Genomic DNA, 13,338 nt, shown 5'->3' on the forward strand with positions numbered 1-13,338 from the left:
GGCGCTCCCTATCGGTTTCAAGAATGTCAGCTCTGTGCGGCGCGAATGGCCGGATAGGCGCGGCGGAAGGCCTCGCGCTTGGGAGCCAGTCGCTCGGCGGTCAGCGGGTCGGGCTCGATCACATGGGCGATCGGCGGCGTCGTGCAGATGTCGGTGGGCGAACCGCCGGTCACGCCGATCTGGGCCAGGCGGGCCGCGCCCATCGCCGGACCGACCTCTCCGCCCTTGAGGTAGTTGAGGCGCGTGCCGAGCGCAGCCGCGATGATCTGGCCCCAATAGCGCGACCGCGCGCCACCGCCGATCACGGCCAGTTCCTGCACATCGCTGCCGGCGTCGCGCAGCGCGTTCAGCCCGTCCGCAAAGGCAAAGGCAACGCCCTCCAGCACCGCCTGCGCCAGCCGCTCCGGCCCGCTATCATGATCGAGATTGAGGAAGGCGCCGCGCACCTGCGGGTCGTTATGCGGTGTGCGTTCGCCAGAGAGATAGGGGAGGAAGAGTTCCGGACCGCACGCGGCGCCAATCGACTCCGCGCGGGAAAAGAGGTCGGCGGCGCCGGCTGCACCGGAGAGGCGTGCAGCAAAGTCTATGCACGACGCCGCCGACAGGTGCACGGCCATCTGATGCCAGTGTGCAGGCAGGCAGTGACAGAAGGCGTGCACGGTTCGGTCTGGATTGGGTTTGAACTGGTCGTTGGCGATGAAGATCACGCCCGATGTGCCGAGGGAAAGCAGCCCGTCGCCATCGCTGACGATGCCGATGCCCGCGGCACCGGCGGCATTATCGCTGCCCCCCGCGGCGACCGGAACGGGGGACATGCCCCAGAGCTGAGCGACCTCCGCCCGCAACGTGCCGGTCAGCTCTGTGCCCTCGTACAGCGCCGGCATGTGCGTAAGGCTGAGGCCGGTCGCGTCCAGCAGTGCTTCCGCCCAGCGCCGCCCGGCAACATCCAGCCACAAGGTGCCGGCGGCGTCGGACATGTCCGTGGCCTTTTCGCCGGTCATTTGCAGGCGGATATAGTCCTTGGGCAGCAGCACGGTGCGTGTGGCGGCGAAGATCTCCGGCTCGTGCCGGGCCACCCAGGCGAGCTTTGGCGCGGTGAAGCCGGGCATGACGATGTTGCCGCCGATTGTGCGGAAGGCGTCGGTCTTGTCTTCCAGCGCGATGCATTCGGCGTGGCTGCGCCCGTCATTCCACAGGATCGCAGGACGCAGCGGCTGATCGTCCGCGCCGAGCAGCGTGGCGCCGTGCATCTGGCCGGCGAGCCCGACGCCGAGCACGGCGCGCCGCACGGCGGGGTCGACGGCCTGCACGGCTGCCGTGGTGGCAGCCCACCACGCGGCCGGGTCTTGCTCGGACCAGAGCGGTTGCGGCCGCTGCACGGTGAGCGCCGCCGTTCCCTGGCCGACAACGGCGCCATGCTGGTCGATGACGACCGCTTTCACGCCGGAGGTGCCGATGTCGATGCCGAGGAACATGCCGGTCAGTCGCGGAACGGATTGATCGTCTGGATCGTGCCGTCGGCGTTGAAGGTCAGCTCGGTGACCTTCACATTGCGCAGGTGGTTTTTGCCGCTCAGCTGCGTGTCATGATAAAAGAGCCAGGTCTTGCCGCCCCAGTCCACAATCGAGTGGTGGGTGGTCCAGCCCTGCACCGGCTCCATGATTTTGCCGCGATAGGTGAACGGACCATAAGGCGTCTTGCCCGTGGCGTAGACGAGGAAGTGCGTGTCGCCGGTCGAGTAGGTCAGGTAGTAAGTGTCGCCGCGCTTGTACATCCAGGTGCCCTCGAAGAAGCGGCGATCATGATCGCCACCGAGGAGCGGCTTGCCTTTCTCATCGAGGATCACCGCGTCGCGGGGCGCTTCGGCATAGCTCTTCATGTCCGGAGCCATTTTGGCGACCTTGGGCATGAGCGCGGGCTGATCGTCCGCCTTCAGGTCGGTCACGCCGATCGCGGCGTCATACTTGCCCTTGGCCCAGTTCTGGAGTTGGCCGCCCCAGATGCCGCCGAAATACATGTAGCTGGTTCCATCCGTGTCCGTGAACACATTGGGGTCCATGGAGAAGCTGCCGGCGATCGGCTTGGGCTCGGCCTTGAACGGACCCATGGGCGTGCTGCTGGTCGCCACGCCGATGTGGAAGATGCCGTCCTTGTCCTTGGCCGGGAAGTACAGATAGTAGGTGCCATTCTTGAACGCGGCGTCGGGTGCCCACATCTGCTTGGCGGCCCAAGGCACGTCCTTCACGTCCAGCGCGACCGGGCCGATCTTCACCGGGCCGCCGATCTTGTCCATCTCCAGCACGCGATAGTCGTGCATGGCATATTGGTTGCCGAGGTCATCGTCCGGGATGCCTGCGTCGACATCATGGCTGGGATAGACGTAAATCTTGCCGTTGAAGACATGGGCCGAAGGATCGGCGGTGAAAATCTCTGTGACGAGCGGCTGGGAGAGGAAGCGCTTGCCGTCGGCCGAGATGCCATCCGATTCATGCGCCGCGCCAGTCGCGCCATTGTTTGCAGCGCCGGGTTCATCCGAGGAGCAGGCGGAAAGGGCGGTGGCGAGACCAAGCACGACAAGGCTGGTCCGGAGCATCGGGACTTTCGACAAGGGGCTCTCCTTTGTTTATCTTGCGCGCCGCTTATGGTTGTGCGGCGTTGTTAAGGTAGCGCTACCATTATGGATGCGGGGCGGTCAAATGGATTCCGCTCTTGCATGAATTTGCCTTGTTTGGAGGGGGATACACGCCGCTGCGCGTAAACAGGGCTGGGCAAGGAGAAATGGGAGCGCTACCATTGAGACTTAAGGTGGCGAATCCGCACAGGATCGATCTGCCGCCAAACAGGAGAGGGACGATGAAGATCGCGGCAGGACTGTGGGCGCGTGGATGGATGGCCGCAGCGCTGGCCTTGATGTCTGCAGCAGCATGGGCAGGGCCGGAGGCCCGCTTTGCCAGTTTCGATTATGATGGCCAGTCCATCGAGCAAGTCACCGTCAAGCCGGGCGCATACCGCAACCCCATCCTCTCAGGCTATTATCCCGATCCCTCGATCACCCGGGTGGGGGAGGATTATTACCTGGTCACCTCGTCCTTCGCGCATTTCCCGGGGCTTCCGGTCTGGCATTCGAAGGATCTGGTAAACTGGACGCAGATCGGCAATGCGATCGACCGGCCAGGCCAGCTCAACCTCGCCGGGCGGGGCGTGTCCGAAGCCGTGTTCGCGCCGGACATCAGCTTTCACGATGGCACCTTCTACATCGTCAACACATGCGTGGGATGCCGGGACAATTTCGTCATCACCGCCAAGAACCCGGCCGGGCCGTGGTCCGATCCCATCTGGTTGCCGTTCGAGGGGATCGACCCGTCGATCTACTGGGAAGGCGACAAGGCCTATATCGTCAACAATCGCGGGCCGGATGAGACGCCACGCTATGAGGGGCACCGCGCCATCTGGATTCAGGAATATGACTGGCGAGCCGGCAAGATGGTGGGGCCAAGCACCCAGCTCATCAATGGCGGGGTGGACCTGAGCAAGAAGCCGATCTGGATCGAGGGGCCGCACATTCTGCGCAAGGATGGCTGGTATTATCTGACCGCGGCGGAAGGCGGCACGAGCGTCGATCACTCCCAGGTGGTGTTCCGCTCGCGCAAGCTGCGCGGACCTTATGTGCCGCACAAGGATAACCCCATCCTCACCCAGCGCGACCTCGATCCCGCGCGGCGCGATCCGGTCACCTCGGCCGGTCATGCCAAGCTGGTGCAGACCCCGGCTGGCGACTGGTGGGCAACGTTTCTGGCGGTACGGCCTTATGCCGATAACTATTACAACATCGGTCGCGAGACCTTCCTGCTGCCGGTCCAGTGGAAAGACGGCTGGCCGGTCATCCTGCCGCATGGCGAGACGATTCCGTTCGCGCCCAAGGCGCCCGCGCTACCTCCACAGGCCCGACCAGCGCTGCCGACCAATGGCGATTTTGCTTATGCGGACAGTTTCGAGGGCGACCGGTTGGCGATGCAATGGCTCGGAGTCCGCACGCCCGATCACCATTTCTATCGGCTGGAGCGTGGCGATCTGGTGTTGGCGAGTGCCGCGCCGCTCGGCGACAAGTTCGGAACGCCCGCCTTCCTCGGGCGGCGCCAGCAGCATCATGTCGCGACCATGCGCACCGTCGTCACCTTCTCGCCCGAGCAGGAAGGCGACCGCGCCGGCCTTGCCGCGATGCAAAGCGACGATGCCTGGCTGTTCTTCGGCCTCACACGGCTGAACGGGCAGGATGCAATCGCGCTGTATGCCCGCGCCCAGGGCAAGGAGCGGCTGGTCGCCTCTGCGCCTATCGCCAACCGAGGCCCGATGACTTTGACGATCCGCGCCAATGGCGGGACCATGTCCTTCGACTATGCCGGGGCAGGGGGCCTGGGCCGGCTCGCGGCGGATGTGGACGCCCGGTTCCTCAGCACACAGGATGCAGGCGGGTTCACCGGCACCATCGTGGGCCCCTATGTCTGGACGCGCTAGCCGAAAGGGTCGCTGAGCGATGGTCACGCGCCGCGATGTGCTGGAAGGCTCGCTGCTGCTCGCCGCCAATGCCTGTTTGCCGGGCACCGCCGTGGCCGCGTCCGAAAGCGACAGACCCTCGCGCGACCGGCTCTGGTATCGGCGCCCGGCGACCGAATGGACGCAGGCCCTGCCGGTCGGCAATGGCCGAATTGGCGCGATGGTGTTCGGCGGTGTCGGCACTGAGCGCCTGCAACTCAACGAGGATACAGTGTGGTCCGGCGGGCCTTATGATCCAGTCAATCCCGCTGCCCGTGATGCCTTGCCGGAGGTGCGCAGGCTGATTGCGCAGGGAGATTACGCGCAGGCGCACGACCTCGCGAACCGCAGCTTGATCGGCCAGCCGGTCCAGCAGATGGCCTATCAGAGCTTCGGCGATCTGTTGCTCAGGTTGCCGGGGGCCGCCTCCGCTGCTGTCCCGGCGGATTATGCGCGTGTGCTCGACCTCGATAGCGCCACGGCAACGACGACGTTCACGCTGGCGGGCACACGCCACCACCGCACCGTCTTCGCGTCCCCTGTCCGGCAGGTGATCGTGCTGCGCCATGAAGTGGACGGCCCTGCGTCGCTCGATCTCGATATCGGCTTTGCCCCGGCACAGGAGGCACAGGTGGAGGCGCGCGACGGGCTGTTGCTCATCCGGGGGCGCAATCGCGGCGCGCATGGCGTCGACGGTGCGCTGAAGCTGGCAGGGCTGGTGCGCGTGATCCCGGAAGGCGGTTCGCTCACCGCGCAGGGCGATCATCTGGCGCTGCGCGGCGCGCGGGCGGTGACGGTGCTGGTCGCGATGGCGACGAGCTTTCGCCGTTTCGACGATGTCTCCGGTGACCCGGATGCGCTTGTGCGCGACTGGATCGTCGATGCGATGGCGCGCAGTTCCGAGCAACTGCATGGCGAAGCGGTCGCTGCCCATCGCGCCCTGTACCGCCGCGTCGAGATCGACCTTGGCGATGACAGCGCAGTCGCGCTGCCCACCGATCAGCGCGTTATCGCCGCGCAGAGTCGCGATGACCCCGGCCTTGCCGCGCTCTACTTCAATTATGGGCGCTATCTGTTGATTGCCTCGTCACGCCCCGGCTCGCAGGCCGCGAACCTGCAGGGCATCTGGAATGGCAGCATCGACCCGCCTTGGGGATCGAAATACACGATCAACATCAACACGCAGATGAATTACTGGCCGGCCGAGATCACGGCATTGCCCGAATGCACCGAGCCGCTGGTGCGCATGGTGCGGGAGCTGGCGGAAAGCGGCGCCCGTACCGCGCGGGAGATGTATGGCGCGCGCGGCTGGGTGGCGCATCATAATAGCGACATCTGGCGCGCCACCGCGCCGGTGGATGGCGCGCGCTGGGGGATGTGGCCGACGGGCGGGGCGTGGCTGTGCACCCATTTGTGGGAACGCTGGGATTATGGGCGGGACAAGACCTTCCTGCGCGATGTCTATCCGCTCATGCGCGGGGCGGCGCTGTTCTTTGTCGATACGCTGCAGGTCGATCCCGAGACCGGCGCTCTCGTTACCAGCCCGTCGCTCTCTCCGGAGAACGCCCATCATGGCGACATCGCGATCTGCGCCGGGCCGGCGATGGACCAGCAGATTTTGCGCGACCTGTTCGACCAGACAGCGCAGGCCGCCGATTTGCTCGGCATCGACAGCGCGTTCGCGGCGGAGCTTCGCGCCTTGCGCAGCCGTCTCGCGCTGGATCGCATCGGCGCGCAAGGGCAGTTGCAGGAATGGCAGCAGGATTGGGATGCGCAGGCGCCCGAGCCGGACCATCGCCACGTCTCGCATCTCTACGGGCTGTTCCCGAGCCAGCAGATCGATCTGGACGACACGCCAGCGCTCGCGGCGGCGGCGCGCCGCTCGCTGGAATTGCGCGGGGATCTCGGAACGGGCTGGGCGACGGCCTGGCGGATCAACCTGTGGGCGCGGCTTGGCGATGGCGACCGCGCCCACCGCATCCTGCGCTTTCTTCTCGGACCGGAGCGGACTTATCCCAATTTGTTCGATGCCCATCCGCCTTTCCAGATCGACGGCAATTTCGGCGGCACCGCTGGCATCGCGCATATGCTCATGCGCAGCCGGGGCGACGAGATCCATCTCCTGCCGGCTCTGCCCTCGGCTTGGCCGACCGGCGCGGTGCGGGGGCTGCGGGCGCGGGGCGCCTGCAGCGTCGATTTCAGCTGGGCGCAGTCCCGGCCGCGCACGCTCACGCTCACCAGCGCGATCGATGCTGAGCGGACCGTCCGCTTCGGCAGCCAGCGCGTGATCGTGCGGCTGACGGCTAGCCGCCCACAGCAGGTCGACGTGAGCGGCTGGCTGGGCCTCCCGCCTATTTCGGCAGGGTGACGCCGGTGGCGATGGCAAAGTCCGCGCTTTGCACCGGCAGGCCACTATCGGGCTGAGCCGAGCCGACCGACACGCGATACGCACCGGGGAAGACCTGCCGCACGCCCTCCAGAGAGACCGCGCTCAAATCGCGCGGCGAGAGATCGAAGCTGATCTGGCGGGATTCACCGGGCTTTAGCTCCACGCGCTGAAAGCCACGCAAGGCGATACGCGGGGTGCCGGGCACATCCGGGAAATCGAGATAGAGCTGCGCCACCTCTTCGCCCGCTCGCTGCCCGCTATTGCGCACGGTGGCCGAGACCCGCACGCCTTGCGCGGCATCGCCGGAAGTCTGCACCCGCAGCGGCTCATATGCGAATTGCGTGTAGCTCAGCCCATAGCCAAAGCCATAGACCGGCGTGCCGGTGAAGTAGCGATAGGTCCGGCCGGCCATGCTGTAGTCGCCGAAGGGCGGCAGCTCATCCACGCTGCGATAGAAGGTGAGGGGCAGGCGCCCGGAGGGATTGGTCTTGCCGGAGAGGACATTGGCGACCGCGAGGCCGCCATTCTGCCCCGGATACCAGGCCTCCACGATGCCCGCCGCATGGTCCTTCGCCCAGGCGAGGTTGATCGGGCTGCCGTTCATCGCCACGATGACCAGCGGCTTGCCCAGCGCGCGGGCCTTTTCCAGCATGTCAAGCTGCTCGGCAGGCAGATCGAGCGTGGTCTTGTCGCCTCCCTCGAAGCCCGGCACCTTCACCGGCGTTTCCTCGGCTTCGAGATCAGAAGTGAGGCCGACGACCGCGACGATCACGTCCGATTGCGCCGCAGCAGCGGCAAGCGCCGCATCGGCATCGGGCGAAACGCGCTTCCACATCAGGTCGATGCCGGTATTGATGTGCGAGGTCATCATGATCTCGATCGGGTAGCGCTTGCCCTTCTCCAAGGTCAGCGTCTTCATCGTCGGCAGGCTGTTCCAGCGCGAGTTTTTGAGGTCCACGAACGGCTTGCCGTCGAGCAGCATCTCGCCGTTGGAGCCGGACAGGCCGAGCCGGTAGGTGCCGCTCTCCGGCGGCACGAGGAAGCCGGTCCAGACCACGCGGTGATGGTCGGAGACGTTCGCCAGATCGAGGCTGCGCCCGGCCACATCGGCCTCCCTGCGGGTCACGACCGGCTTGGTCTGGAAGGTCATCGCCTTGGTTGCGCTGTCGAACGTCCCCGGCGCGAAGCGGGCCGGCGGCGTCTGCGTGGGATTATAATAGCGCGCCAGCAGCCCGGGCTTGCCATCCGGCGCGACGAGCGCCGTTGTCGGTACGCGGTCGCCGTCGGTAAAGGTCTCGGCGAAGGGGGCATGGTGGATCGTCGCGCCCGGCATCGCCTGACGAAGCCCCTCCAGCACGGATATCGGCGGGCCGGAGAGCGTAGAAGAATAATTGCCGCGCAGCACGCGGGTGGCATCCGCCAGCGGGCCGATGACGGCAATGCGGGCATCGGGCTTGAGCGGCAGCGAGCCATCATTTTTGAGCAGCACCAGGCTCTTTTCGGCGGCCTTCAACGCCAGCGCTCCATGGTCCGGCGCGCCGATGACGGATAGTGCGATGGCCGGGCGCGGCGACAGGCCAGGTAGATCGCCATTGCGCAGGCGCGCGGAAAACAGGCGCACGAGCGCAGTATCGACATCGCTCTGCGTGATGAGATTGCGGTTCAGCGCATCGAGATAGGGCTGTCCCAGCCCGGCGGTGTCGCTCAGCGTCGCGCCATTGCACTCGCTGTCGACCCCGGCGCGCATCGCGGCGGCGACGGCCGTGGCGGCATCCGGCGCATAATGGTGGTTGCGGTCGATATCGGTCACCGCATCGCAATCGGAGACGACATAGCCCTTGAAGCCCCAGGCATCGCGCAGGTGTGTCTTGAGCAACTCGTCCCTGGCGCACGCCGGCTGCCCGTTCACCCGGTTATAGGCGCACATGATCGATCCCGCCTTGGCGTCCACGATGGCAGCGCGGAAGGCGGGCAGATAGGTGTCCTCCATATCATGGCGAGAGACATAGACATTGGCATGATGGCGCGTCGATTCCGGGCCGCTGTGCACGGCATAATGCTTGGGTGTGGCGATGATGTTAGGCCGTGCCGGGTCAGGCCCCTGCATGCCAGTGATGAACGCCTTGCCGATCTCGGCCGTGAGGAAGGGATCCTCGCCATAGGTTTCCTGCCCGCGCCCCCAGCGCGGATCGCGGAAGATGTTGATATTGGGCGACCATGTGTCCAGCCCTGTGCCGATGCGCCCCAGGCGTCCGGTCTGCCGCGCCAGCGTATGCAGGCCCCGCATCTCGACGCTGATGATGTTGGCGACATCATGGACCAGCGGCGCATCGAAGGTGGCGGCAAGGCCGATCGGTTCGGGGAAGTTGGTGGTCGGCAGCGTGCCCATCGCGCCGTGCAGCGATTCCGTCCACCAGTTGTAGCCGGGAATACCAAGGCGCGGGATGGCAGGCGCGACATTCACAAGCTGGTCCGCTTTCTCCTGCGGCGTGAGCTTCGCCACGATCTCCGCTGCCTGCCGCTCCGACTGCGCCATGACCGTGTCGGCATCGTCCGTCTGAGCGGCCAGCGGCACGGCGAACGCTGCCGCACCGGCGAGGATGAGGGCGCGTAGGGAGGGGGCGGGGGTCATGATCTGTCTCCAGCGTCTGAATCGGCGAAAGGATGGGGAAGGGCGGTCATGGCGGGGTGCCGTCCATCTGCACCCCGGCGCGTGAGATGACGGCGCGCGCCTCGGGCGGCCAGGCCTGCCCGTTGACGGCGATGTTATCGGCGAGGTGGTTGTTCAGATAGGCTGACCAATTGCCATTGGCCTTGCCGCTGTTGAACCAGTTGCCGGTCGCAAGATTATCCAGATTGGTTCGACGTGGCCGGGCATCGTCCTGCGCATTGAGGTTCACCCACAGGCCGACGCCGTCGATGACGTTATTGCGCACGGTGACGTAGCGCGAGCCTTCGTCCAGATAGACGCCGATGCCGCCGGGGACATCATAGATGTGGTTTTCGGCAATCAGCGCGCCCGGATCGGCAGAGAGATGGTAGATGGCGCCGCCGTCCGGAAACCAGCGTTTCACGCCATGAACGCGGTTGCCGAAGATCACCGTGTCGCGCAGGATCGTCGGCGTCTCATAGATGCGATTGCCGGGCTGATCATAATAGCCGCGCGCCCGCGTCATATAGGCGGTGTTGCCGCCGGGATCATTGGTCCCCCAGCCCCAGCCGACATCAATGCCATCATAAGGCGCATCGGAAACATCATTATGCAGGATGAGCGTGGCCGAGGCGTAAGTAACCAGAATGGCGGCCTGCTCGCGATAATCCTGCGATACCGTCTCGATGTGATTGTTGCGGATCAGTATGTCGCGGACGGCCAGGTCGGGCGTTGAGGGGTGGTGGGCATCGACGGTCGTTCCCCCGACTATGATCGCACCGCCGGCCAGCGGGCCGAAGCGCGAGCCACTGACCTCGATCGACTGCGCGCCAAGCCCGGGGCCGCGCATATTCGCCTCCGGGTTGTTGCCGATGCCGAGCGCAATCTGCCCGAGTTGCGCGAAGGTGACATTGCGGAACGTGATCCGCCGCGCGGCGGAAATCTGCACGGCGGCGGGCTGCTGGCGCCAGTGGTTGCGTTGCGCCTCGAACGCGGCACAGCCCCAGCTGCAATCGCGAACTGGATCGGCGGGATAATTGGCGATGTCGCCTGCGAGATAACTCCCGCTCTGCTGGCTGGCATAGCCCTCGGCGCTGCTCGGCCCGCGCCAGCTTGTGTGGCGGAAGGCCAGTCCCTCGAAGAGAATGTCGGACACCGGCGCCTCCGCGCTCCCGGCGATCGTGATGAGCGCCTCCCGTCGCGGCACGACGATCTCATGGGCCTCGGGCGACTGGCCATCCTGCGGCTTGTAGTAGAGCACGCCTTTCGCCGGATCGGCGTACCAGTCCCCGGCTGCGCGCATGAAGGCCAGGGCATTGGCGATGAAGAAGCGGGCCTTGGTCCCGGAGACCGGCTTGGCGAAGGTATCGTAGCCGATCAGATTGTTCCGCCAGCCCGGCTGCTTGAGCAGGATGCGATCGCCCTCGATCCGGTCGATGACGGCCCGTCGATCGGTGAAAAAGCCGGTGTTCTCCACCTCCATGCGGCTCTGGTCGGGCAGGGTCGCAAGGAAGCGCCACGCCGAATCGACGATCTGAATGCCCCAATCGAAAAAGGCGAAGGCGCTCCGAGGCGCCTCGACAGCGGCGCGATGGGCGAGGCGGCCATCGACCCATAATTGGCGCGGATCGCTGCCCTTGCCGATCGACGCCGTCCAGATGTTGCGGTCGCGGTCGGCGAGCGTCCAACCCTGCACGATCGACCCGCCGGAGAGCGTCGGCTGCGCGCCCGGCGCGGCTTCCCAGCGGACGATATGGCCGGCATGACCGCCATCCTCCGCGCCAAAGTGCAAAGGCGCGTCGAGGGAATAGACGCCGTCGGCGAGCTGGACGGTAACCGGCCTGTCGCGGTTCAGCCGCCGCACCGCCGCCTGCGCCTGCACCAGCGTGCCGAACGGACGCGCGGCGCTACCATCGCCGGTCTCGTTTCCGAGCGGCGCGACATAGAGCACCACCGGCTCGGCCTCCGGTCGGGGGGATATCTGCACATTGGCGAAGGCATCTTCCGAATTGGGTGCGCCTCGCGCAGGCATTGCGGGGATGACGGGCGCAGGCGGCAATTGCGCGGCGACGACGCACGGCCATCCGCAGGTCAATGCGATCAGGACGCGAAGTGGTGGAAGAAAGGTAGCGCTACCCAATAAGCGTGGGACGTGGGGTCGAATGCCGGAAGCCTGTCTCATGCCCCCAAAGCTCAGACGGGCTGGAGGCCGTAGTCGCGAATCTTGCGCAGCAGTTCGCGATGGCGCGGGAGGCTGGTGCGCAGCCGGTCGGTCTGGCGGCTGTTCTCACGGATCGCCTGCATGGCGACGGCGGCCTCGGGCGTCAGCGCTTCGGGCGCGACCTCGGTGCGGAAGCCCATGCCGTACAGCACATATTGGTAGCTCGCGGCGGGGAAGACCTCCTCGATGCGGTCGAACTCGTCATGGAACCAGGGCGACTGGTAACGCCAGAGGTGCAGCAGGTCCTGCAATCGGTCCGGAATGGTCTCCGGCAGCAGATTGTCCCGCCAGAAGGCGCTGTCGGTGCGCTTGGTCAGCACATAATGCAGCTTGAGGAAATCGATGATCCGGCCCCAGCGATAGCTGGTGGTCTCGTTGAAGCGTCGGGCGATGATGTCCATCACCTCGCGGCAGGCCGGCATCTGCTCGGCGATCATCTTGGCGGAGAGTTCCACCAGCACGATGGCGGAGGCTTCCAGCGGCTCGAGGAAACCGGCGGCGAGGCCCACCGCGACGCAATTGCGCTTCCAGAAGATTTCGCGATGGCCCGAGCGGATGTCGATCTTCCGCAACGGCAGGTCCGCGCCCGCCGGGCCGAGATAGGCGCGCAACTCGCGCTCGGCCTCCTCCTGCGTAATGTGGCGGCTTGAATAGACATGACCGATGCCCCGGCGGGAGGGCAGGCCGATGTCCCAGATCCAGCCGGCGCTTTGCGCGGTGGAGATGGTGTGCGTCGCGACCGGGCTGCTCTCGCTCTCATAGGGCAGTTGCACGGCCAGCGCGGTGTCGCAGAACAGAATGTCGCCGCAGTCCTTGAACGGCACGCCCAGCGCATCGCCGAGCAGCAGGCTGCGAAAACCCGTGCAGTCGATGAACAGATCGCCTTCGATTTCGCCCGCCTGCTCGGTGTCGATGGCGCGGATGTCGCCATCCTCGGCCAGCAGCACTTGCCGGGCATCGGCCAGCACATGCCGCACGCCCAAGGTCTCGCAGCAATGGCGCTGGAGGAAGGGCGCGAACTTTCCGGCATCGAGATGGTAGGCGTAGTTGGCGGCGCCTTCATATTCCGCCGTGGTGATGGATTTGGGCCCTAGATTCTCGTCGCAGATCACGCCCTGCGGACACACCGTGTCGCAAAAGCTCTGGCCTTTTCCGTTAGCGAGCCAGTGGGGGACGAGATTGACCCGGGCAAAACCCTCCGGGAGAACGAGCGGGTGATAATAGCCGTCATCGGCCGCGCCGGTGGTCCAGCGGTTGAAGCGCGCGCCCTGTTTGAAGGCCGCGTCGCATTCGCGGAAGAAGTCGGTTTCGGATACGCCCATGGTCTTGAGCGTCGAGCGCAAGGTGGGCCAGGTGCCTTCGCCAACCCCGATGATCGGCGTGTTCGGCGATTCCACCAGCGTAACCGTGAAACTGTGCGGGATGCGGCCACGATGTCTCGCCGCGATGATCCCAGCCGTCAGCCACCCGGCGGTGCCGCCGCCGACGATCACGATATTCTTGACCGGATGAACCATGACCACTCACATGAACGATGCGGGGGAG

The 13,338-nt window shown here is 65.8% G+C and carries 7 protein-coding genes; 2 read left to right on the plus strand and 5 right to left on the minus strand.

The genetic code is table 11. The features are described 5' to 3' along the window. Nucleotides 1-26: 26 nt before the first annotated feature. Nucleotides 27-1,475: a xylulokinase gene (gene xylB / locus M2331_RS04680; RefSeq protein WP_181559197.1), complete on the minus strand. Its 1,449-nt coding sequence runs from the start codon at nucleotides 1,473-1,475 to the stop codon at nucleotides 27-29. Nucleotides 1,476-1,480: 5 nt separating this feature from the next. Continuing rightward, on the minus strand, nucleotides 1,481-2,593 hold the full coding sequence (locus M2331_RS04685; RefSeq protein WP_181561366.1) for a glycoside hydrolase family 43 protein: 1,113 nt from the start codon (nucleotides 2,591-2,593) through the stop codon (nucleotides 1,481-1,483). Between the two features lie 260 nt (nucleotides 2,594-2,853). On the opposite strand from M2331_RS04685, the gene M2331_RS04690 reads away from it, so the two are divergent. Continuing rightward, nucleotides 2,854-4,515: a glycoside hydrolase family 43 protein gene (locus tag M2331_RS04690; protein ID WP_181559198.1), complete on the plus strand. Its 1,662-nt coding sequence runs from the start codon at nucleotides 2,854-2,856 to the stop codon at nucleotides 4,513-4,515. Between the two features lie 19 nt (nucleotides 4,516-4,534). Next, entirely contained in the window at nucleotides 4,535-6,901 is a 2,367-nt protein-coding gene (locus M2331_RS04695; protein ID WP_181559199.1) for a glycosyl hydrolase family 95 catalytic domain-containing protein, read from the plus strand. Here M2331_RS04695 and M2331_RS04700 read toward each other — a convergent pair. The 3 genes from M2331_RS04700 to M2331_RS04710 all read right to left on the minus strand — a co-directional run bounded on the left by M2331_RS04700 (nucleotide 6,885) and on the right by M2331_RS04710 (nucleotide 13,310). Then, nucleotides 6,885-9,554, minus strand: coding sequence for a glycoside hydrolase family 3 C-terminal domain-containing protein (locus M2331_RS04700; protein WP_181559200.1), 2,670 nt, complete (start codon nucleotides 9,552-9,554; stop codon nucleotides 6,885-6,887). The two genes, M2331_RS04695 and M2331_RS04700, sit on opposite strands and share 17 nt — an antisense overlap. A gap of 46 nt (nucleotides 9,555-9,600) precedes the next feature. After that, on the minus strand, nucleotides 9,601-11,604 hold the full coding sequence (locus M2331_RS04705) for a right-handed parallel beta-helix repeat-containing protein (protein WP_264592295.1): 2,004 nt from the start codon (nucleotides 11,602-11,604) through the stop codon (nucleotides 9,601-9,603). A 161-nt stretch (nucleotides 11,605-11,765) separates the two neighbouring features. Next, nucleotides 11,766-13,310: a tryptophan halogenase family protein gene (locus M2331_RS04710; RefSeq protein ID WP_181559202.1), complete on the minus strand. Its 1,545-nt coding sequence runs from the start codon at nucleotides 13,308-13,310 to the stop codon at nucleotides 11,766-11,768. Nucleotides 13,311-13,338: the final 28 nt, after the last annotated feature.

The sequence above is a fragment of the Sphingobium sp. B10D7B genome (assembly GCF_025961955.1).
Classification (GTDB): domain Bacteria; phylum Pseudomonadota; class Alphaproteobacteria; order Sphingomonadales; family Sphingomonadaceae; genus Sphingobium.

Coding starts and splice junctions, on each gene's coding strand:
- xylB (WP_181559197.1), bottom strand. CDS start 1,475: ATGTTCCTCGGCATCGACATCGGCACCTCCGGCGTGAAAGCGGTCGTC.
- M2331_RS04685 (WP_181561366.1), bottom strand. CDS start 2,593: ATGCTCCGGACCAGCCTTGTCGTGCTTGGTCTCGCCACCGCCCTTTCC.
- M2331_RS04690 (WP_181559198.1), top strand. CDS start 2,854: ATGAAGATCGCGGCAGGACTGTGGGCGCGTGGATGGATGGCCGCAGCG.
- M2331_RS04695 (WP_181559199.1), top strand. CDS start 4,535: ATGGTCACGCGCCGCGATGTGCTGGAAGGCTCGCTGCTGCTCGCCGCC.
- M2331_RS04700 (WP_181559200.1), bottom strand. CDS start 9,554: ATGACCCCCGCCCCCTCCCTACGCGCCCTCATCCTCGCCGGTGCGGCA.
- M2331_RS04705 (WP_264592295.1), bottom strand. CDS start 11,604: ATGCCTGCGCGAGGCGCACCCAATTCGGAAGATGCCTTCGCCAATGTG.
- M2331_RS04710 (WP_181559202.1), bottom strand. CDS start 13,310: ATGGTTCATCCGGTCAAGAATATCGTGATCGTCGGCGGCGGCACCGCC.